This window comes from Actinocorallia sp. API 0066 (genome assembly GCF_020991275.1).
Lineage (GTDB): Bacteria > Actinomycetota > Actinomycetes > Streptosporangiales > Streptosporangiaceae > Actinocorallia.
Map to the genome: position 1 here is coordinate 415,008 of NZ_JAJLQY010000004.1, position 20,785 is coordinate 435,792.

21 protein-coding genes are annotated in these 20,785 nt (G+C 72.0%); 7 read left to right on the plus strand and 14 right to left on the minus strand.

Annotated features, from left to right (window positions below):
- Positions 1-32: 32 nt before the first annotated feature.
- Positions 33-350 (minus strand): MazG-like family protein, encoded by a 318-nt coding sequence (locus tag LO762_RS12860; RefSeq protein WP_230614842.1) that lies wholly within the window; start codon positions 348-350, stop codon positions 33-35.
- A gap of 96 nt (positions 351-446) precedes the next feature.
- On the opposite strand from LO762_RS12860, the gene LO762_RS12865 reads away from it, so the two are divergent.
- Both LO762_RS12865 and LO762_RS12870 read left to right on the plus strand, forming a co-directional pair.
- Positions 447-1,652, plus strand: coding sequence for an acyl-CoA dehydrogenase family protein (locus tag LO762_RS12865; RefSeq protein ID WP_230614843.1), 1,206 nt, complete (start codon positions 447-449; stop codon positions 1,650-1,652).
- A gap of 55 nt (positions 1,653-1,707) precedes the next feature.
- Positions 1,708-2,253, plus strand: coding sequence for a DUF1707 and FHA domain-containing protein (locus LO762_RS12870; protein ID WP_230614844.1), 546 nt, complete (start codon positions 1,708-1,710; stop codon positions 2,251-2,253).
- A gap of 58 nt (positions 2,254-2,311) precedes the next feature.
- Here LO762_RS12870 and LO762_RS12875 read toward each other — a convergent pair whose 3' ends face one another.
- The 3 genes from LO762_RS12875 to LO762_RS12885 form a co-directional block, all read right to left on the minus strand.
- On the minus strand, positions 2,312-3,172 hold the full coding sequence (locus LO762_RS12875; RefSeq protein WP_230614845.1) for an SPFH domain-containing protein: 861 nt from the start codon (positions 3,170-3,172) through the stop codon (positions 2,312-2,314).
- Positions 3,173-3,346: 174 nt separating this feature from the next.
- Positions 3,347-4,135: an ABC transporter permease gene (locus LO762_RS12880; RefSeq protein ID WP_230614846.1), complete on the minus strand. Its 789-nt coding sequence runs from the start codon at positions 4,133-4,135 to the stop codon at positions 3,347-3,349.
- Positions 4,135-5,112 carry an ATP-binding cassette domain-containing protein gene (locus LO762_RS12885; protein ID WP_374201556.1) on the minus strand — a complete coding sequence of 326 codons (978 nt, stop codon included), beginning with the start codon at positions 5,110-5,112 and terminating at the stop codon, positions 4,135-4,137. Before LO762_RS12885 ends, LO762_RS12880 begins: the two co-directional genes overlap by 1 nt.
- A 93-nt stretch (positions 5,113-5,205) precedes the next feature.
- Between LO762_RS12885 and LO762_RS12890 the strand changes: the two genes are divergently transcribed.
- A complete protein-coding gene (locus tag LO762_RS12890; RefSeq protein ID WP_230614848.1) occupies positions 5,206-5,961 on the plus strand; it encodes a TetR/AcrR family transcriptional regulator in 756 nt (251 codons plus the stop codon).
- Between the two features lie 501 nt (positions 5,962-6,462).
- On the opposite strand, the gene LO762_RS12895 is transcribed toward LO762_RS12890, so the two are convergent.
- The 3 genes from LO762_RS12895 to LO762_RS12905 form a co-directional block, all read right to left on the minus strand.
- Positions 6,463-7,830 carry a DUF4365 domain-containing protein gene (locus LO762_RS12895; protein ID WP_230614849.1) on the minus strand — a complete coding sequence of 456 codons (1,368 nt, stop codon included), beginning with the start codon at positions 7,828-7,830 and terminating at the stop codon, positions 6,463-6,465.
- Positions 7,831-7,897: 67 nt separating this feature from the next.
- Positions 7,898-8,338 carry an Lrp/AsnC family transcriptional regulator gene (locus LO762_RS12900; protein ID WP_230614850.1) on the minus strand — a complete coding sequence of 147 codons (441 nt, stop codon included), beginning with the start codon at positions 8,336-8,338 and terminating at the stop codon, positions 7,898-7,900.
- Positions 8,339-8,347: 9 nt separating this feature from the next.
- On the minus strand, positions 8,348-9,370 hold the full coding sequence (locus LO762_RS12905) for a LacI family DNA-binding transcriptional regulator (RefSeq protein ID WP_308103835.1): 1,023 nt from the start codon (positions 9,368-9,370) through the stop codon (positions 8,348-8,350).
- A gap of 208 nt (positions 9,371-9,578) precedes the next feature.
- On the opposite strand from LO762_RS12905, the gene LO762_RS12910 reads away from it, so the two are divergent.
- A complete protein-coding gene (locus LO762_RS12910; protein WP_230614852.1) occupies positions 9,579-10,826 on the plus strand; it encodes an ABC transporter ATP-binding protein in 1,248 nt (415 codons plus the stop codon).
- A 187-nt stretch (positions 10,827-11,013) separates the two neighbouring features.
- Here the strand turns inward: LO762_RS12910 and LO762_RS12915 are convergent, their stop codons facing one another.
- Positions 11,014-12,147, minus strand: coding sequence for a Xaa-Pro peptidase family protein (locus tag LO762_RS12915; protein ID WP_230614853.1), 1,134 nt, complete (start codon positions 12,145-12,147; stop codon positions 11,014-11,016).
- Between the two features lie 61 nt (positions 12,148-12,208).
- Here LO762_RS12915 and LO762_RS12920 point away from each other — a divergent pair, with 61 nt between their 5' ends.
- The 3 genes from LO762_RS12920 (at position 12,209) to LO762_RS12930 (ending at position 14,437) form a co-directional block, all read left to right on the plus strand.
- A complete protein-coding gene (locus LO762_RS12920; protein WP_230614854.1) occupies positions 12,209-13,123 on the plus strand; it encodes a 5'-3' exonuclease in 915 nt (304 codons plus the stop codon).
- Between the two features lie 105 nt (positions 13,124-13,228).
- Positions 13,229-13,639, plus strand: a complete 411-nt coding sequence (locus LO762_RS12925) for a hypothetical protein (RefSeq protein WP_230614855.1) — start codon at positions 13,229-13,231, stop codon at positions 13,637-13,639.
- 111 nt (positions 13,640-13,750) lie between these two features.
- Positions 13,751-14,437, plus strand: a complete 687-nt coding sequence (locus LO762_RS12930; protein WP_230614856.1) for a Crp/Fnr family transcriptional regulator — start codon at positions 13,751-13,753, stop codon at positions 14,435-14,437.
- On the opposite strand, the gene LO762_RS12935 is transcribed toward LO762_RS12930, so the two are convergent.
- From LO762_RS12935 to LO762_RS12965, 6 genes are all read right to left on the minus strand, one after another.
- The gene (locus LO762_RS12935; RefSeq protein WP_230614857.1) at positions 14,434-17,163 is read right to left on the minus strand and encodes an RNA helicase; all 2,730 of its coding nucleotides are present in this window, start codon (positions 17,161-17,163) and stop codon (positions 14,434-14,436) included. The genes LO762_RS12930 and LO762_RS12935 overlap by 4 nt on opposite strands.
- Positions 17,164-17,242: 79 nt before the next feature.
- A complete protein-coding gene (tatC, locus tag LO762_RS12940) occupies positions 17,243-18,103 on the minus strand; it encodes a twin-arginine translocase subunit TatC (protein WP_230614858.1) in 861 nt (286 codons plus the stop codon).
- A 47-nt stretch (positions 18,104-18,150) separates the two neighbouring features.
- A complete protein-coding gene (gene tatA, locus LO762_RS12945) occupies positions 18,151-18,435 on the minus strand; it encodes a Sec-independent protein translocase subunit TatA (protein ID WP_230614859.1) in 285 nt (94 codons plus the stop codon).
- Between the two features lie 201 nt (positions 18,436-18,636).
- Entirely contained in the window at positions 18,637-18,813 is a 177-nt protein-coding gene (locus tag LO762_RS12950; protein ID WP_230614860.1) for a hypothetical protein, read from the minus strand.
- Positions 18,814-18,875: 62 nt separating this feature from the next.
- The gene (locus LO762_RS12955; RefSeq protein ID WP_308103810.1) at positions 18,876-19,826 is read right to left on the minus strand and encodes a WYL domain-containing protein; all 951 of its coding nucleotides are present in this window, start codon (positions 19,824-19,826) and stop codon (positions 18,876-18,878) included.
- A complete protein-coding gene (locus LO762_RS12965; protein ID WP_230614861.1) occupies positions 19,823-20,767 on the minus strand; it encodes a YafY family protein in 945 nt (314 codons plus the stop codon). The genes LO762_RS12955 and LO762_RS12965 overlap by 4 nt, the downstream gene beginning before the upstream one ends.
- Positions 20,768-20,785: the final 18 nt, after the last annotated feature.

Sequence of the window (20,785 nt, forward strand, 5' to 3'; positions counted from 1 at the left end):
TTCGGCACTGTACCGGTACATCCCGGTGAAGATCAGGCTTCCATGTACCGGGCGTCCACCTTCTCGATCTTGTCCCGCAGCGCCCGGGCCGGATCGTCGGTGAACGAGCACAGCGCGACCATCGCGGTGATCACCACGTCGCACAGTTCCGCGGCGACCTCCGCGCGGGTGTGCGTGACGCCCTTGCGCGGGTTCTGCCCGACGAACCCGATGTACGCCTGGGACACCTCGCCGATCTCCTCGGTGAGCTTGAGCACACGCAGGGCCCGTTCCGCCTCGCCGGTGCCGTTGACCTCGTCCAGGTGGGAGGCGAAGCGGCGGACGCTCGGCCAGGGGTCGTAGACGCTCATGACAGGGACCCTAGTGCGAACGGATGTCAGTAAGCGTTAACTTTCTCTCGGGGCGCGGACCCACCGCGCGCCGGAACGAGCCGGAGGAAGCTACACATGATCGAGTGGTCCGCGGACGAGCTGATGATCCGCGACGCGGTGCGCGACTGGGTGGCCAAGGAGGTCAGGCCCCACCAGGACGCCCTTGACTCCGGCGAGCTGTCCCCCTACGGCATCATCCGAAGCCTCTACCGCACGTTCGGGATGGCCGACATGGCCGCCGCCTCGTTCGACAAGCGGATCGGCCGCGAGAAGTCCGGTGAGCCCGCGCCGGAGAAGAAGGACGGCGACATCGACACCGGCGCGTCCTTCACGATGCTGCCGATCATCGAGCTGTCGAAGGTCGCGCCCGGACTCGTCACCGCGATGGGCGTGTCGCTCGGCCTGGCCGCCGGGACGATCATGAAGCGCGGCAGCGTCGAGCAGAAGGAGCGTTGGGCCCGCGACCTGCTGACGCTCGACAAGGTCGGCGCGTGGGCCATCACCGAGCCCGACTCCGGCTCCGACGCGTTCGGCGGCATGAAGGCGTCCGCCCGCCCCGACGGCGACGGCTGGCTCCTCAACGGCAACAAGACGTTCATCACCAACGGCCCCGACGCCGACACGATCGTCTTCTACGCCAAGCTCGACGACGGCCGTCCGGTCCGCGAACGCGAGATCCTCTGCTTTGTGCTGGACCGCGGCATGGAGGGCCTGGTCCAGAGCAAGCCGCTGCGCAAGATGGGCTGCCACTCCTCCCCCACCGGCGAACTGTTCCTCCAGGACGTCAAGGTCGGCCGCGACAGGCTGCTGACGGGAGGCGGCTCCGGCAAGGAGTCGGCCAAGCAGAACTTCACGACCGAGCGGGCGGGCGTCGCCGCGATGTCCCTCGGCGTCATCGAAGAGTGCCTGCGGCTCTCGATCGACTACGCCAAGTCGCGCGTCGCGTGGGGCAAGCCGATCGGCGAGTACCAGCTGATCCAGCTGAAACTCGCCAAGATGGAGGTCGCGCGGGTCAACGTCCAGAACATGGTGTTCCGGCACATCGAGCTGGCCAAGGCGGGCCGCCAGCCGACCCTGGCCGAGGCCAGCGCGATGAAGCTGTACTCGGCGCAGGCCGCCTCGGAGGTCGCGATGGAGGCCGTCCAGCTGTTCGGCGGCAACGGCTACATCGCCGAGTACCGGGTCGAGCAGCTCGCCCGCGACGCCAAGGTCTTCCAGATCTACGCGGGCACCGACGAGCTTCAGATCACGCACATCGCCCGTGACCTGCTGAGCCGCTGAACCGAGGGCGGGCGGCCGCTGGACAGCGCGGGAATTGACTTGGATACTCGCGTTCATGGACGGACCGCCCGCATACCCGGTTCGTGCCTCCGACGCCGCACGGGACAGGGTCATCGAGGAGCTGCGCGACAGGCTCGTCGAAGGCCGCATGTCCCAGAACGTCTACGAGCACCGCGTCGAGCGGGCGCTGAGGGCGCGCACCGAGGCCGAGCTTGAGGAGCTGCTGCACGACCTCCCGCCGCGCAGCAGAGTGGTCAACCGGCTGACCGGCCTGGTGTCGTCGCTGTCGGCGGCCACCGCGCGCGTCGAGTCGGCGTGGCGGGCGCCCCGGCTGCCGCGCTTCATGCTGCCGTCCGCGCAGCAGCCGCGCGTCCTGGTCGGCCGCGCGCCCGGCTGCCACTTTGTGCTCACCGACCTGACGGTCTCGCGCTTCCACGCCGAGATCCGGGTCAGCGAGGACGGCGGCTGGATCGTCAGCGACCTCGGCTCGATGAACGGGACCCGGCTGAACGGCTGGCGGCTGACGGGGCCCGTCCCGATCCGTCCCGGCGACCAGCTCGGTTTCGGCGACATCACCTTCATCGTCGCGGCGATGCCGTAGGCGCACGGCGCGTGGGACGTCCCCGGCGGACGTGCGGGCCGGGGACGTCGCATCGCCGCTACTCGCCGTCGATGTTCAGGTTTCCGCCCGCCGGGACCGGGACGACCTTGATGCGGCCGTCCTTGATGGCCTGGTAGAGCACCGCGCCGTTCGGGCCGAGGACCTTCACCAGCTCGCGGAGCGCCTGGATCTCGGTGCGGATCTGCTTGTTGCGGTTCTCCTGCGTGTTGTTGTCCTCGATGGCCTGCTGCGCGGCGGCCAGCGCGTTGCGGACGTTGTCCGGCGGGACGGGCTGCTGGAGCGTCAGCAGGAACGCGCCGCAGTCGCCGGAGCCGGTGTAGGTGGGGGCGCAGAAGAAGTTGTCGCCCGCGATCGCGTTGACCTGCTGGGCGACGGCGGCGCCCACCTCGGTCTCCCACTTGCGCTTGGTGTCCGGGTCGGAGTACAGGTCCTGCCACGGGTACTTCTTGGAGACCTCGTCCAGGGCCCGGTCGAGGGGCGCGCCGATGTAGGTGCGCAGCATCTCGGCCCAGCCGTCCTCGTCGTAAGCCTCGTACTTGAGGCCGATCTCCTCGTGGAACTTGCGCAACGTCGCGCACGAGTCGTTCAGCGAGAACGTCGCGACGCCCTCGACGCTGAGTTCCAGGTCGTCCTTGGACACGACGTGCAGGGCCTCGGAGTCGGCGCCCTTGCCGCCGAACCTGTAGGTGCGCTGCCCGACGGGGTAGGCGAACACCTTGTCGGCGGGGCCGTGCCAGATCCGGCCGGTGCCGCAGTCGTCGAACGTCGTGGAGGAGAGGGGGCCCGCGTTGTACTCCAGGCCCTTCTGGTCGGGGGCGATGCTGGCCGAGCAGGAGGTCGTCGTCACGCCGAGCGCGACGATCGCGACGCCCGCCGTGAGCGCCCTGAGATACCGCATGGCGGCTCCGTTCGTCGGGGTCCTGGCGGCGGGCGGGAGCGACACCGCCGCCGCACGGGGCCGCACCGCCCGCGCCCCCGTGATCTTCGGCGGACTCTGCCACGCCCCCGCGCCGCCCACTGTGTCACCGGACACACCCGGCCCCGGGCGGGTTGGTCCCGGGGCCGGGTGGGCTCAGCGGCGGCCCGCCCGCCAAGCGGACGTCGAGAGCGGCACGAACAGCACGAGCAGGAGCAGCGGCCCGACGACGGCGAAGGTCGCGGCGTGCGCGGCCAGCCAGGAGGCGTCCGGGCCCACGGGGAAGCCGAGGAGGCCGCGGAGCGCCGTCGTGGTGGCCGACAGCGGGTTGGCGTCGGCGACGGGCGCGAGCCAGCCCGGCATCGTCGCGGTGTCCACGAACACGCTCGACAGGAACAACACGGGCCACACCGCGATCTGCACCGACTGGACGCCCTCGGGGCCCGCCTTCAGCCCGAGGTACACCCCGGCGAACAGCATCGCGAACCGCAGCAGGAGCAGCAGCCCGACGACGGCGAGCGCCTGCGCGGGCGTGAGGTCGGGCCGCCAGCCGAACACGAGGCCGGTGGCGGCGACGACGGCGAGCGCGACGACCGAGTCGAGCAGGTCGGCCGCGCACCGGCCGCCGACGACGGCGAGCCCGCTCGTCGGCAGCGACCTGAACCTGTCGGTGACGCCCCGCTCGGACTCGGCGGCGACCCCGGCCATGGTGCCGTCGAGCCCGAAGAACGCGGTCATGGTGAGCACGCCGGGCATCACGAACGCCAGGTAGTCGCCGCCGCTCGCCTGGCCCAGCGCCCCGCCGAGCAGCGCCGTGAACATCCCCATCAGCATCACGGGGAACAGCCACCCGAACACCTTCAGGCCGGGCCGGTTCCGCCAGTGCAGCACCTCCCTTCCGGCCATCGTCCAGACATCGCTCACCACGGTCCCGACGGCCGTCATCAGATCTTCTCCTTCACGGTGTTCGTCTTGGCGAGCGCCTCGGCGCCGTCTCCGGTGAGGTGGAGGAAGACGTCGTCGAGGGTGGGGGCGTGGAGGGACAGGTCGGCGAGGGGGAGGTCGGTGAGGGCGGCCGCGAGGCGGGGCAGGTCGGTGGCGCGGTCGGTGAGGGGGACGCGGACGACGCCGTCGGCGGTCTCGACGGGCCCGGCGGCGTGCGGGCGGGCGAGGGCGGCGAGGCGGGCGGCGTCGGCCGGGTCGCGCGGCGTGAGGTGGACGCGGTCGCCGCCAAGGTCGGCCTTCAGGTCGGCGGGCGTGCCCTCGGCGACGATCCTGCCGTGGGCGAGCATCGAGACGCGGTCGGCCAGGGCGTCGGCCTCCTCCAGGTACTGGGTGGTGAGCAGGACCGTCGTGCCGCCGTCGCGCAGGGCCCGGACGGTGTCCCACACCTCCCGGCGGCCGGCCGGGTCGAGGCCGGTGGTGGGCTCGTCCACGAACAGCACCTCGGGGGCGACGACGAGGGCGGCGGCCAGGTCGAGCCGGCGGCGCATGCCGCCCGAGTACGTCCCGGCGCGGCGGTCGGCGGCCTCGGCGAGACCGAACCGGTCCAGCAGTTCGGCGGCGCGGCGCACCGCGTCCCGGCGGCCGAGCCGGCTCAGCCTGCCGAACAGGACGAGGTTCTGCCGTCCGGTGAGCTCCTCGTCCACCGCGGCGTACTGGCCGACGAGCCCGATCCGGGCGCGCACCGCGGCCCCCTCGGTGACGGTGTCGTGCCCGGCGACGCGGACGCTGCCCGCGTCGGGCGCGAGCAGGGTGGCCATGATCTTGACGGCCGTCGTCTTGCCCGCGCCGTTGGGGCCGAGCAGACCGTGCACGGTGCCGCGCGGGACCTCCAGGTCGAACCCGTCGAGCGCGGGTTTCGCCGGGTAGCTCTTGTGGACCGCGCTGGCGGCGATCGCAGGGGGCAAGGAGTCCTCCATCATCTGCGTACATCGTAGGGTACGGCGTACGCAAACACCCTAGGGTACGGTGTACGCAGTTCGCAACCCGCTTCGGTGGAAGGAAGCCGCCCGGTGCCGTCGCGCCCTCCCGTCCAGGACCTCGCCCGCAGCGTCTACCTGCTGTGGGGGCACCATCCGGCGCCCGGCCGGTCGGGGCTGAGCGTGCCCCGGATCGTCGCGGCGGGCCTGGAACTCGCCGACGCCGAGGGCCTGGACGCGGTGTCGATGCGCCGGGTCGCCGACCAGCTGGGGGTCGGCGCGATGTCGCTGTACCGGCATGTCCCCGGCAAGGACGACCTGACGGCGCTGATGGTGGACGCGGTGCACGCCGAGGCGTACGGCGACGACGTCGAGGCGGCGACCCGTCAGGGCGACTGGAAGGACGCCGTCCGCTACGTCGCCGCCCGCAACTGGGACCTCTACCAGCGCCACCCGTGGCTGCTCGACGTGCACGCCGCCCGCCCGAACCTGGGCCCGCACACGAGCCGTAAGTACGAGACGGAGCTGCGCGCCCTGGACGGCGGCGGCCTGTCCGACATCGAGATGGAAGCCGCCCTCACCCTCGTCCTCAACCATGTCGCCGCCTCGGCCCGCGCCCACCGCGCCCAGACCCGCACCGTGTCCGACTCGGGCATGACCGACGCCGAATGGTGGGCCGCCATCACCCCCGCCCTCACCCAGGTCATGACCGACCCCGACCTCACCGTCTCCGCCCGAGTAGGCAACACCGTAGGCGCCACCTTCAACACCGCCACCTCCCCCACCCACACCTACACCTGGGGCCTAGAAACCCTCCTCTCCGGCCTAACCCCCCACCTCACCCCCTAACCCCCACCGTTGCCGGGCGGGCCGTCAGAGCTCGAACAGCCCCAACTGCTCCACCCCCCGCTGCGCGGGCGTCCTCAGTTTCAGACACCGCCGACAGGTCACCTCCCCCTGCGCCGGATGCGCCGCGAACGGATCCCACCCCGCCACCCCCACCATGCACGCCGGCCCCGGCAACATCTCCCCCGCCAACCACCGGGTCAACGTCACCTCATGCACCACCCCCGACGCCCGAACCCGAATCCGATCCCCCACCCGATAAGCCCCCCGAGCCGCCGCCGCGATAACCGCCAACGCCTCCCACCCACCTTCCACAACCCCTCCCCTCTAGCCACCGCCCCCCATCCTCCCCCCAGGGTCTGACATTTCCCGGCCACCCCCTGGCCCACCGCCAGAACCGCCACACCCGCCACGCTGAACAGCACGGCCCGCCCGATCCAGCCCTCCCCCGAAACGGACCACCCCGCGCAGGCACCACGGGTCAGGAAGGGCGACGCCGAGCCCTCAGCGGGATCGCCTGGCCCGGACGAAGTTCTCGTAGGGCCAGAACGTGTCGCCCATGGTGAGGGCGTCGAACTGGACGCAGACCGCGCCCGGCGTCTCGTCGGACGCCCAGACCGCCGAGACCGTCCGGCCCCGTTCGTTGCCGTCCCGACTCAGCCAGTAGACGCGGTCTCCCGCGGTCAGATTCTTGGCCCTGACGCGTTCCCGGCGCGTGGTCAGTGTGCCGCTCGGCGCGCCCACCCGCGCGTCGAAGCCCCATTCGCCGACGCGTTTCCGCGTGCGCCACCTGATCCGGAACTGTTCACCGAGCGGAAGTGAGGGGGCACCGCAGACCACGTCCTCGACCAGGCAGAAGGTCGCGAGGCGCTGCGCGTCCGTGGAGGTCCCGGGCCATGATCGCCACGTGACGGCGGCCGCTTCGGCGACCACTCCGGGATCCGCCTCGAGCTTCGCGATCTCCTCCGGCCGGTCACCGCCGGTTCGGCGCAGGAAGGCCATCGAATCGGTGACCGCGTCCGGTTCCACAAAAAGCCGCTGGCCGATGCGCTGCCGTACCCAGCCGTCCCGGACCTCGGGGCGGGTTCGCACGCGTTCGCCCTCGGTCGGATGCCGTGCCCATTCGGTGGCCGCGAAGCAGGCGGTGAGCCACAGCATCTCGACCGAATTGAGAATGACGCCTCCGGCGCTGGGCTCGCCGAGCATCGCCCGCGCGTCGGGCCGCAGCATCTCGGGACCGATGTACTGCGGTTCCCAGTCGAGGTCGCTGTGCAGCAGCGTGGCGTAGCCCTCGCCTCGGCACTGCCGGAAGACGAGGTCCTCGCCGTACCAGTTGACGAAGTGGTGGACGAGGTCGGAGGGCGCGAACTCGGTTCCGGCCATCTCGCCGAGGCGGACGCGGATCACCTGGTTGCCGCGGTACCGGCCGACGTAGTGGCGTGTCGCCGTGACGAACTCGGCGATGGTCTCGTCGTCGAGGACCTCGTCGGCGGGGACGGTGATCGTGCGGAGTTCGAGGTTCTCGCGGCGGGCGGCGTGCAGGGCGCGGGTGGCGTTCGCCCAGTGGAGCCGGGAGGTCTCGGGGTCGTAGACGACGCAGACGACGGGGACGTTGCCGTCGGCCCAGAACCTCCCGTGTCCTTCGACGGGGACGCCGTAGCCGCCGCGTCTCCGGTAGGACGTGCCGCTCTTGACCTGGACCCTGATCATGTCGCCGGTCGGTTCGCGGTCGGCGGTGAACGTCACGTGGAGGTCGTCGCCGTAGTCGTTGCGGCCGTCGACCTCGTGGACGAGGTGGGCGTGGCGTTCGAACAGGGCGCGGAACGCGTTGACGCCCGCGCGTTCGACGTCGCGCGACTCCGGAATTCTCATCGGCCCCTCCCGGGGAGAGGCTAATGGGCGGTACCGACAAAGATCCGCTGTTTCCGGACGAAGGCGGTCAGATTTGTGGGGGGCGGCCTTCGTAGGGGGTGCTGAGGACTATGGTGGTTCGGGTGTTGACGTTGGCGGCGGAGCGGATTTGTTTGAGGAGTTCTTCCAGGTCGGCGGGGGTGGCGACTCTGACTTTCAAGATGTAGTTTTCGTCGCCGGCGACGGAGTGGCAGGCTTCGATGGCGGTGAGGTGGGCGAGGCGTTCGGGGGCGTCGTCGTCGGCGGCGGGGTCGATGGGTTTGATGGAGATGAAGGCCGTTAGGGGGAGGCCGATCTGGTCGGGGTCCAGGCGGGCGGTGAAACCCTGGATGGCGCCGCGTTTCTCCAGGCGGCGGACGCGCTGGTGGACGGCGGAGACGGACAGGCCGGTCTCCTTGGCCAGGTCGGTGAAGCTCATGCGGCCGTCTTGGGCGAGCAGGAGCAGGATCTGCCGGTCAGTGTCCTCCACGGGAGAAATCTACCGTGATCGTCCGGGCCGGAACGACGCGGTGACCGGACCGCAACTCGCTCTGACCATGAGTTCCGTCGGCAGGACCACCGGACGGCCGGGCCGCCGGGCCGGTGCGCGCAGCAGGAGTTCACAGGCGCGCTCCCCGAGCGCGCGCGCGGGCCGCGACACGACGGTGAGGGGCGGATCGCACAGTTCCGCCCAGGGCACGTCGTCCACCACCACAACGGACACATCCGCCGGAATCCGCAAGGTCAGCTCCCGCGCGGCCAGCACGGCGGCCTCTCCCAGCCTGTGCCCGCCCGCCACGATCGCCGTAAGGTCGGGACGGCTCTGGAACAGCCCCGCAGCGGCGGCGTAAGCGGCGTCGGCGGAAGGCCGGGCCCGCACCAGCAGCCCTTCGTCCGGGACGAGCCCGCGTTCCTCCAGCGTCGAACGGAAGGCGGCCCGCCGCTCCCGTGCCCCGCCGAGCGAGGCGTCCCCGTCGAGGTGGGCGATCCGCCGGTGGCCGAGCCCCATGAGGTACTCCACCGCCGTCCGGACCCCGCCCGCCTCGTCGGCGAGCACCGCGGGCATCCCGGACAGCCCCTCGGGCACCCTCCCGGCGAACACGACGGACACGCCGAGCCGCGCGAGCCCGTTCCACGCCCCCGCGTCGCCGAGCACCGGCATCGCGATCACACCGTCGACGCGTTGCTGGGCGAACCTGTCGACGATCTCGGCCTCGACGGCCGGGTCGTCGCCGCTCGCGTCGAGGAGGACGTGGCAGTTCTCGGTGCGCGCGGTCTCCAGGACGCCCGCGATGAACTCGGCGCAGAAGGGGTCGGCGGCGTCGGGGACGATGAGGCCGATGCCGCCGGTGCGCTGGGTCTTGAGGCTGCGGCCGAGCGCGCTGGGCCGGTAGCCGAGCGCGGCGGCGGCGGCCTGGACGCGGTCGCGGGTGGCGGCGCTGACCGAGCCGGTGCCCGACAGCACACGCGAGACGGTGGCGACGCCGACGCCCGCGGCCGCCGCGACATCCTTGATCGTCACTCCGGCCAAGGCCACCTCCTGTTCCGCCGCCCATCCTCCCACGCACCCACCCAAATGGAAACGTTTCCATTTCACATGATCACCGACAAACCCTTGCATCCTCCCCCCTGCTGGGGTTAGACATAGGGCGGCACACCGCCGAACGACACATTGGAAACGTATCCATTCGGATCCACACCCCGGATCCACAGCGAGAGAGGGCCGCACGATGGCGCGGATCGTCTTGGACGGCATCGATAAGATCTACTCCGGCGGGGTCAAGGCCGTCGACGGCCTGTCCCTGGACGTCCAGGACGGCGAGTTCATGGTGCTCGTCGGCCCGTCCGGCTGCGGCAAGTCCACCGCGCTGCGGATGATCGCCGGCCTTGAGGACATCTCGGGCGGCACCCTGACGATCGGCGAGCGCGTCGTCAACGACCTCGCGCCCAAGGACCGCGACATCGCGATGGTCTTCCAGAACTACGCGCTGTACCCGCACATGACGGTCGAGCAGAACATGGCGTTCGGCCTGCAGTTGCGCGGCACCGCCAAGGCCGAGATCAAGAAGCGGGTCGCGGACGCCGCCAAGATGCTGGGCCTTGAGCCGTACCTGTCGCGCAAGCCCGCCGCCCTGTCCGGCGGCCAGCGCCAGCGCGTCGCGATGGGCCGCGCGATCGTGCGGGAGCCGCAGGCGTTCCTCATGGACGAGCCGCTGTCGAACCTGGACGCCAAGCTCCGCGTGTCGATGCGCGCGTCCCTGTCCCAGCTGCACAAGCGCCTGGGCGTCACCACGATCTATGTGACGCACGACCAGATCGAGGCGATGACGCTGGGCGACCGGGTGGCGGTGCTGCGCGACGGCAAGCTCCAGCAGGTCGACACCCCGCAGCACCTGTTCGAGTACCCGGTCAACCTGTTCGTCGCCGGGTTCATCGGTTCCCCGTCGATGAACTTCGCGACGGCCAAGCTCAGCCGCGACGGAGACGGCGGGTTCGTGGAGTTCGCCGGGTTCGTCCTGCCGGTCCCGGCCTCGACGTTCGCGGCACGGCCGGGCCTGGCCCAGTACGCGGGCGGCGAGATCATCCTCGGTGTCCGCCCGTCGGACTTCGAGGACGCCGACCACGCCAAGCCGGAGTGGCCGCGCGTGTCGGTCACCGCGTCCGTCACCGAGGAGCTCGGCTCGGAGATCAACGTGATCTTCCCGATCGACGCGGCCCCGGTCGTGCACAAGGACACCACGGACCTGGCCAGCGACGCCGCCGACGGCGAGGAGGCCGACGCCGCGCTGCCGCTGCTGGAGGACAAGACCCTGTGGACGGCCCGGGTCAACGCCCGCTCGCACGCCCGTCCCGGCGACGCCCTGGAGCTGGGCATCGACTGCCAGCGCCTGCACTTCTTCGACCCGGCCACCGGCCTGGCGATCGGCCACCCCGACGCCGCCGCTGCCGCCGCCCGCCTCGGCGTCGCCAAGGTCTGACCCGCCCCCAACCCAGCCCGGCCGACTCGGGGGCGGCCGGGCTGCGCGATCCGGAAGAAGTCGGGCCCGCGAGAGCGCCCGCCCCCGTGAACACGGCCGGGGGCCGGGCGCTCCCGACGAAGTCGGGCCCGCAAAGCGCCCGGCCCCTTGGAACACTGCCGACTCGGGGGCGGCCGGGCTGGGTGGGTCAGGCGTCGATGATGACGAGGTCGCGGGTGGTGAGGTTCATCCGGTCGGGGCCGTTCGGGCCGCACACGACGATGTCCTCGATGCGGGCGCCGTGCGGGCCGGGGTAGATGCCGGGTTCGATGGAGAACGCGGCGCCTTCGGTGAGGGGTTCGGTGTTGCCCGCGACGATGTAGGGGTGTTCGTGGGTTTCCAGGCCGATGCCGTGGCCGGTGCGGTGCACGAAGAACTCGCCGTATCCGGCGGAGGCGATGACGTCGCGGGCGACGGCGTCCACGGCCTCGGGCAGGACGCCGGGCGCGACGGTCCGCACGGCGGCCTCCTGCGCGGCCCGGAGCACCACGTAGTAGTCGGTGAACTCGGCGGGCGGCGCACCGACGCAGTACACGCGGGTGGAGTCCGAGCGGTAGCCGGACGGCATGGTGCCGCCGATGTCCACGACGACGGGCTCGCCGCGGCCGATGACCCGGTCGGACAGCTCGTGGTGCGGGCTCGCCCCGTTGGGCCCTGACCCGACGATGGTGAAGTCGACGGTGACGTGTCCTTCGGCGAGGATCGCCTCGGCGATGTCCCGCCCGACCTCACGCTCGGTCCGTCCCGCTTTGAGGAGGTGCGGGACGATCCGGTGCACCCGGTCGATCGCGGCGCCCGCCTCCCGCAGCGCCTCGATCTCGGCCGCCGACTTGCGCATCCGCAGCCCCCGCAGCACCTCGCCCGCGGCCGACAGCGCGGCGCCGGGCAGCGCGTCCCGCAGCCGGAACGCCATCGCGGCCCACATCTGGTCGGCGACGGCGACCCTTCCGGGCGTGCCGAGCCGGGCGGCGACGGCGGCGAACGGGTCGTCGGTCTCCTCCCAGGTGGCGATCTCCACGCCGAGCGCCCCTGCGGGCGACGTCCGCGCGACGGCGAGCTCCAGCCGCGGCACGAGCAGGAACGCCTCGCCCCGCGCGGGGACGACGAGGCAGGTGAGCCGTTCGGAGACGTGCGCGTCGTACCCGGTGACGTACCGCAGGTCGGGGCCCGGGGTGAGCACGAGCGCGTCGAGTCCGGCGGCCTCGGCGGCCCGCGCGACCGCGCCGATCCGCTCGGGCGGGTACAGGGCCGTCGCGGCGACGGCGGTGGCGTCGTTGTCCATCCCCTTACGGTAGCCCGATCAAGGAGCCGGGAGTGTCGGACCGCTGGGCTAGGCTGGGCTTATGCCCGAAGGCCGCCTGATGCTGCTGGACACCCCGTCGCTGTACTTCCGCGCGTTCTTCGGGGTGCCCGAGTCGGTGAGGGCGCCGGACGGCACCCCGGTGAACGCCGTCCGCGGCCTGCTCGACATGATCGCCCGCCTGGTCGCCGACCGCCGTCCGGCCCGGCTGGTGTGCTGCTTCGACGCCGACTGGCGGCCCGCGTTCCGGGTCGCGGCGGTCCCGTCGTACAAGGCGCACCGGGTCGCCGAGCCCAAGCCCGACGGCGACGTGGAGGAGACGCCGGACACGCTGCTGCCGCAGCTCCCGGTCATCGACGCCGTCCTGGACGCGCTCGGCCTGGCCCGCGCCTCGGCGGCCGGGTTCGAGGCCGACGACGTCATCGGCACCCTCGCCGCCCGCGACCCGGGCCCGGTCGACATCGTCACCGGCGACCGCGACCTGTTCCAGCTGGTCGACGACGCGCGCGGCGTCCGCGTCCTGTACACCGCGCGCGGCATCCGGAACCTGCAGGAGATGGGTGAGGAGGAGGTCGCCGCGAAGTACGGCATTCCGGGCGGCGCGTACGCGGATTTCGCGACGCTGCGCGGCGACCCGTCCGACGGCCTGCCGGGCGTGCCGGGGGTCGGGGAGCGGACGGCGGCGGCGCTGGTGTCCCGCTTCGGCTCCCTCGCCGGGATCCTGGAGGCGCTGGACGCGGGCGTCACCGACGGGTTCCCGGCGGGCAGCCGCCGCAAGATCGAGGCGGCCCGCGCCTACCTGGGCCCGGCCGAGCTGGTCTGCCGGGTCGTCACCGACCTTCCGCTGGACGTCGCCGACACCCTCCCGAAGACGCCGAGGGACCCGGAGGCGCTCGTCGCGCTCGCCGACAGGTGGAACCTCGCCTCGCCCGTCAACAGGGTCCTGAACGCCCTTTGACGGACGCTGTGTCAGCGGCCACACGTCCGGGCGGGGTTCGGGCGCACCCTGGAGCGTGAAGGTGCCTGCCGGGCACCGCAGCTCCCCCGCAGGAAGGTCACGACCATGGCCCTCACCGACAGCCGCCCCCGTCCCCTTCCCGACCGCGCCTATCAGGACGCCGACCTGGCCGAGGCCGTCCGGCGGTCCAACCATGACACGTCGCTGGCCTCCTGGTCGGTCGCGATGATGACCGTCGGCGTCCTCCTCCAGGTCGCCTGGCTGGCGGCGGCGCCGCTGTCCCCCGCCCAGCTGGGGCTGGTCGCGCTGCTGGCGCCGCTGCTGGCCGCCGGAACCCGCGTGGTGCTGCTGCTCGACCGGGCGGCGGCGGCGCTCGGCGCGGCCCGCAGCGCCGGGCAGATCCTCGCGGGCCTGGAGACCCGCGGGTTCTGGACGCTGCGGGCCCGGCTGTGGAGCCACCTGACGGCCGCCGGGTTCTGCGTCTGGACGATCGCGGTCCAGCTCACCCTCCACTAGCCTCCGGGGCCCCGCGCGCCGCGGCACGGGGCCCCGGTCCTTGTCAGATCGCCACCGGTGGTTTCTCCTGGACGGTGAGAATCCCCGGCGTCCCCCGTCAGGAGACCGCCCATGCAGCAGCCCAGGGACACCTTCTGGACGAGCCTCGAGGAGCCGTCACGGCGGGCGCTGCTGCGCGCCGGACGGCCCCGCCGGTTCCGGCCGGGCGAGCACCTGTGCCATCAGGGCGACACGCCCGACCACGTCCTGGTCATCTCCGGCGGCTGGGCGAAGGTGTGCCTGTCCGGGGAGGACGGCGCCGAGTCGGTCGTCGCGGTGCGCGGCCCCGGCGACCTCGTCGGCGAGGCGGGCCTCATCACCGGGACGCCGCGCAGCGCGACGATCACGGCGCTGCGGCCGGTCAGCGCCCTCGCGATCCCGCGCGTCCGGTTCCAGGCGTTCCTGTCCGGCGCGCCCGACGCGTGGCCGAAGGTGTACGGCACCCTGTCGCGCCGCCTCGTCCAGTCCGACGAGCGGTTCCTCACCATCGGCACCCAGCACCGGTCGGGCAGGCTCGCGCTGTTCCTGCTGCGGCTGGCCGCCGACAACGGCACGCCGTGGCCGGGCGGCGGCGTGCGGATCCCGCCGCTCTCCCAGTCCGAGCTCGGGAGCTGTGTCGACGCGTCCCGCGAGACCGTGGCCCGCGCGCTGCGCGACTGGCGCGACCTCGGCCTCGTCGAGACGGGCTGGCGGCACACCGTCATCCGCGACCCCGGCGCGTTCCGCGCGCACGCCACGGCCCGCGCGCGCGGCGCCTAGGTGACGCTGGAGTAGGCGACGACGCCGCGCCGCATCGCCTCGGCCGCCTGCCGCGCGGTCCGGCGGACCTCGCCGTCCCCGGCGGCGTCGGCGATCTGGCCGAGCAGGTCCATCAGCTGCTTGACCGAGCGGACGAAGTCACCGGCGGTCATGCCGGTCTCGCCGAGCACCTCGTCGAGGTCCTCGCCGCCCGTCCACCGGTAGGCGGCGTAGGCGAAGCCGAGATCCGGTTCCCGCAGGAACGCGACGTCGTTGTCCTTCTCCACGCCCTCCAGCTCGCGCCACAGCCGCACCATCCGGGTGAGCGCCTCGCGGCTGCCCTGCGGGATGCGGGGCGGCGCGGCGTCCTCGGGCTGCCGCGACTCGTACACCAGCGCCGACACGCACGCGGCGAGCTCGGCGGGCGACAGGCCCGCCCAGACCCGCTCGCGCAGCGACTCGGCGGTCAGCAGGTCGAGTTCGGAGTAGATCCGGCCGAGCCTGCGCCCGGCGTCGGTGACCTCGCCGTCCTGGAGGTAGCCGAGCTGCTCCAGCACCGCGCACACCCGGTCGAAGGTCCGGGCGATCACCTGGGAGCGGGACTCGACGCGGCGGCGCAGGCCGGTCGTCTCGCGTTCCAGCCGGAAGTACCGTTCGGCCCAGCGGGCGTGGTCCTCGCGGTCGTCGCAGCCGTGGCAGGGGTGGGCGCGCAGCGCGCCGCGCAGCCGCTGGATCTCCGCGTCGTCGCCCTCGGCTCCGCCGCCGCGCGCCCGGTGCCGTTTGGCGTCGGCGTGCGGGACCTTGGTGCGCAGCGTCGCCGCCAGGTCCTTGCGGTGCTGGGGGTTGCGCGGCGAGAACCACTTGGGGATCTTGACGCGTTCGACGGGTTCGGCGGGCGCGGTGAAGTCGGCGAGGGTGAGCCGTTTGACCTGGCGGCTGTCCAGCAGGACGAGCGGCGCGGGCCCGTCGGAGCGTTTGGCGAGGCCGGAGTCGAGGATCAGCGCGACGCCCTGGGTGCGGCCGGACGGCACCACGACGACGTCGCCGGGCCGCAGCCGCTCCAGCGACCTGGCGACCTCCAGGCGGCGCGCCCCGGCCCGGTGCCGGGAAAGCTGCGCCTCGGCGTCCGACAGGGCGCGGCGCAGGCCCGCGTACTCCATGAAGTCGCCCAGGTGGCAGTGGGCGGCCTCGGCGTATCCGGCCATCGCCTCCTCGGACTTGCGCAGTTGCCGGGCCAGCCCGACCACGGCACGGTCGGCCTGGAACTGCGCGAACGACTCCTCCAGCAGCGTCCCGGCCCGCTCCCGCCCGACCGCGCCGACCAGGTTGACCGCCATGTTGTAGGACGGCCGGAACGAGGAGTTCAGCGGGTACGTGCGGGTTCCGGCGAGCCCGGCGACCGCGCCCGGGTCCACGCCCGGCTGGTACAGGACGACGGCGTGGCCCTCGACGTCGATGCCGCGCCGCCCGGCCCGGCCGATCAGCTGGGTGTACTCGCCGGGGGTGAGGTCGGCGTGGCTCTCGCCGTTCCACTTGTCGAGCTTCTCGATGACGACGGTGCGGGCGGGCATGTTGACGCCCAGCGCGAGCGTCTCGGTGGCGAACACCGCGCGGATGAGGTTCCTGGCGAACAGCTCCTCCACGACCTCCTTGAACACCGGGAGCATGCCCGCGTGGTGCGCGGCGATCCCGCGTTCCAGCCCGGCGAGCCAGTCGTGGTAGCCGAGCACCGCCTTGTCGGCCTCGGGGATGTCGGCGGTGCGCTCCTGGGCGATCCGGCGGATCAGCTCGGCGTCCTGCCGGGAGGTGAGCCGCAGCCCGGAGTGCAGGCACTGGGCGACGGCCGCCTCACAGCCGTTGCGGGAGAAGATGAACGTGATCGCCGGGAGCAGCCCGGCCCGGTCCAGCCGCTCGATCACGTCGGGCCTGGCCGGGGGCCGGAACCGCACGGGCCGGTGGTCGCGGCGGCGGCCGGAGCGGCGGCCCGCGTTGATCTTGGCCTTGCGGACGTCGTCCAGGGAGATGCGGCGCAGCTCGGGGTTGACGCGGGCGCGGCCCTCGCGGGCGTCCTCGACGAACAGGTCGTACAGGCGCGTCCCGACCAGCATGTGCTGCCACAGCGGGACGGGCCGGTGCTCGTCCACGATCACCGTGGTGTCGCCGCGGACGGCCTTCAGCCACTCGCCGAACTCCTCGGCGTTCGACACCGTCGCCGACAGGGCGACCACCCGCACCGACTCCGCCAGGTGGATGATCACCTCTTCCCAGACGGCGCCGCGGAACCTGTCGGCGAGGTAGTGGACCTCGTCCATGACGACGTAGGCGAGCCGGTCGAGGGTCTGGGAGCCCGCGTACAGCATGTTGCGGAGCACCTCGGTCGTCATGACGACGACGGGCGCCTCGCCGTTCACGGAGTTGTCGCCGGTCAGCAGGCCGACATTGGCAGCCCCGTACCGTTTGACCAGGTCACCGTACTTCTGGTTGGAAAGCGCCTTGATCGGGGTGGTGTAGAAGCATTTACGGCCCTCCCGCAGCGCCATGTGCACCGCGAACTCACCGACGACCGTCTTGCCCGACCCCGTCGGGGCCGCCACCAGGACACCGTCCCCGGCCTCCAGGGCCCGGCACGCCTCCAACTGGAAACCGTCGAGGTCGAAGTCGTACAGGCCGCGGAATTCCCGCAGCGCGGGCCCGTTGTCGGTGACGTTCCTCTTGTGGGCCGCGTAACGCTCGGCGGGGCTGCTCATGCGTCAAGCCTAGGGTTTCGCCGGGACCGTTTCCCACCGGGTTTCCGCGATCTTCCGCCTCTTCCCGGCCCCGGGAGGCTCAGCGGCGGTCTTCGATCGGCGCGGGCTTCCCCAGGTCGGACGGCTCGTCGTCCAGCGCGGACGCCTCGTCGTCGGACAGGCCCTCGTACAGGCTCGGCTGCTTGGCGCGTCGCTTGTCCACCAGGTAGGCGACGCCGTCGGACACCCCGAACAGCACAACGACGGGCACGGCGAGCGAGATCATCGTGAACGGGTCGGCGCTGGGCGTGGCCACCGCCGCGAACACAAAGATCCCGAAGATGATGCCGCGCCGCCACTTCTTGATCGTCGTGTGCGGCAGCGCCCCGGCCAGGTTCAGGATCGACACGATCAGCGGGAGTTCGAACGCGAGGCCGAACACCAACAGCATCGTGATGAGGAACCCGAGGTACTCGTCGATCGTGATGAGCGCCGCCGCGTCATCCGGGGTGAACCCCAGGAACAGGGCCAGGCCCCGCTCGACCGTCGCGTAGGCGAGCGCCGTGCCGACGAGGAACAGCGGCAGCGCCAGCGCCAGGAACAGCAGCGTCCAGCGCTTCTCCTTGCTGTGCAGCCCCGGCGCGACGAACGCCCACAGCTGGTACAGCCACACCGGTGAGGTGATCACCACACCGACGATGAAGGAGAGCTTCACGTACAGGAAGAACGACGAGAAGATCCCGTTCACGACGAGCGTGCACGCGTTGCCTCTGAGGTCCTGCGACTGCGGCACCGCGCAGAACGGCTCCCGCAGCACCGCCCAGACCTGCTCCTTGACCAGCCAGCCGACGACCATGCCCGCGATCAGCGCCAACAGCACCTTGACCAGCCGGTTGCGCAACTCGCGCAGATGGTCAAGGAGCGGCATGCGGCCTTCGGGGTTGTCCGAGCGCCCGCTCATGTCCTCATCCTCGGGATCTGTTCAGGTGACGGGGGCGGCGCGCCGCCTCAGGGGTTGCGCCGCACCTGGTCCGGGCTGACCGGCACACCGCTGATGGTGGTGCCGTCGCCCTGCGGCGCGGGGATCTCCTGCGCGGGCGCGGCCGCCTGCGGCTGCTGCGGGGCAGCCGCCTTGTCGTCCTTGTCGTCGTTCACCAGACCCTTGGTCTCGGACTTGAAGATCCGCAGGGAACGGCCGAGCGAGCGCGCGGCGTCCGGCATCTTCTTCGTGCCGAACAGCACCATGATCACAACGGCGATGAGCAGAAGCTCGGGCCAACCCAACGAGCCCATGTTCAGTCCTCACTTCAGGCGGAGCTGGTATGCCCTCTCGATGCTACGCCCCCGACGGGGTGCTGCGTAACCTTCGCCAGGACAGAACCCTAAGGTTTCTTTCCTGTTCACCGACGGTGAACCGGTAACTCACCCTACTCTCCCGCGTCCGTGCACGTCTCGCATCAAGCCTCAATAATCCGGACTTAACGGACAGGAGGGTCAGCGGTCCCGCATCCGCGCCCGCAACCGGTCAAGCTTCCGCTGCAACCGCGACCGCCGCGGATCCAACCGCCGCCGCGTCGCCTCCACCGCCCCCGCCAGCTCCCGCACCGCGAGGAACACCTGGAACGCCGCGAACGCCACAACGCACAGACCCACACTCGTCAGCACGATCATCGCCCACACCACCCCACGAACCTAGCACCCGGCGCCGCCGACCCGGCCCCGGACGCCACACCTCACGCGTACAGCGCCAGCGCCCGCTCCGCGTCCCCGCGCACCGCAGCCACCAGCTCCGGCGGCGCCACCACCCGCGCCTGCTCGCCCAGCCGCAGCGCCAGCGACCGCACCCACCGCGGATCCGACGCCCGCAACACCACCCGCGACCGCCCCTCCCCCAACTCCTCGACGCTCTCACACGGATAGTGGTCCGACACCCACCGGCCCGCCGCCGTCAACTCGAACGTCACCCGCACGTCCCCCGCCGACGCCTGGAACAGGCCCGCGTCCAGATCACGGCCGCGCACCCCGTCCGGCACCCGCGCCGCGACCTCCAGCACCGACACCGCCGAGATCTGGTCCATCCGGAACAACCGCACCGCCTCCGCGCGACGGCACCACCCCTCCAGATACGTCCTGCCGTCCACCACGAGCACCCGCATCGGATCCACCTCGCGCTCGGTGTACTCGTCACGGCCCGCCACGTAGTACCTCAGATGCAGCCTGCGGCCCGACCGCAGCGCCTCCTGCACCTGCCCGAGCGCACCCGTACGGCCGTCCACCTCCACCGACACCTGGCGCGCGGCCGCCGCCGCCTCGCCCGCCGCGGCCTCCAGCTTCGCCACCAGCCGCGCCAGCGCGTCCCGCTCGGCCGCGCCCGGCAGCTCCGCCAGCATCCGCAGCGCCACCAGCAGCGCCGCCGCCTCGTCCGCGCCCAACCGCAGCGGACGGCTGATCGACTCGGCCTCCGCGACGGTGATGTCCCCACCCTCGTAGGAGATGTCGATCGGGCAGTACGGATCGGGCGAGCGCAGCTCAAGACACCACAGCAGGCTCAGGTCATCACGCAGCTGGCGTTCGGTCACCCCGAACGCCTCCGCCGCCTCCGCGACGCTCACCGTGTCCCGCGCCACCACGTACGGCACGAGCGCCAGCAGCCGCGACAGCCGGTCCGACGACGTCGTCGTCACGACAGCACCCCCTTCAGATGCCGGATCACCGCGTCCCGCAGATCCGGCGGATCCAACACCACAAGATCATCGGCGAACCTCGCGAGGCTCGACGCCGTCCACTCCGCGTCCCACACGCTCAAGTCCGCCTCCTCCCACTCCTCGTCCACCGGCACCACCGCCGACGCGAACCGCCGCACCCCCTGCGCGCCGCCCCGCCGCAGCCGCACCCGCGCCGTCCGCCGCTCCGCCGGACGCTCCGCGAAGTCGAACGCCACCGCCCGGATGTCCACACCCTCCGGCACCCGCACCGACCCGTCCGGGCCGACACCCGCCACCGCGCCCGCGATCCGCGACAGCCGGAACACCCGCGTCGCCTCCCGCACCCGGTCGAACCCCACCAGGTACCAGCGGCCCCGCCGCGACGTCAGCCCCCACGGCTCCACAAGCCGCCGCTGCGCCTCCGGATGCCCCATCTTCACATAGTCGAACGCCACCGGACGGCCGTCCCGCACCGCCTCGTACAGCGCCTGGAACGCCGGATCGTCGGCCGCCACCCGCGACTGCAGCACCGGCGACCCCGCCGGATCCGCGTCGATCCCCGCCGCGCGCAACTTGAACAGCGCGCCCGAGGCGGCCTCCGCCATCGACGTCTGCTGCCACACCCGCGCGGCCAGGCCCAGCACCGCCACCTCGTCCGGCGTCAGATGGACGTCCGGCAGCTCATAGGCGTGCGGCGGGATCCGATAACCGACCTCGTCGTCCTCGTCACTGCCCAACTCCAGCGGAATGCCCAGCTCACGCAGCTCGTCCTTGTCCCGCTCGAACATCCGCTTGAACGCCTCGGGCGAATCCGGATAGCCCGGCACCGCGCGCCTGATCTGCTCCGCCGACAGATACCGCCTGGTCGCCAGCAGGCACACCACCAGATGCAGCAGCCGGTCCGTCTTACGCCGCGACATCGTCAGCGCCACCTCCCT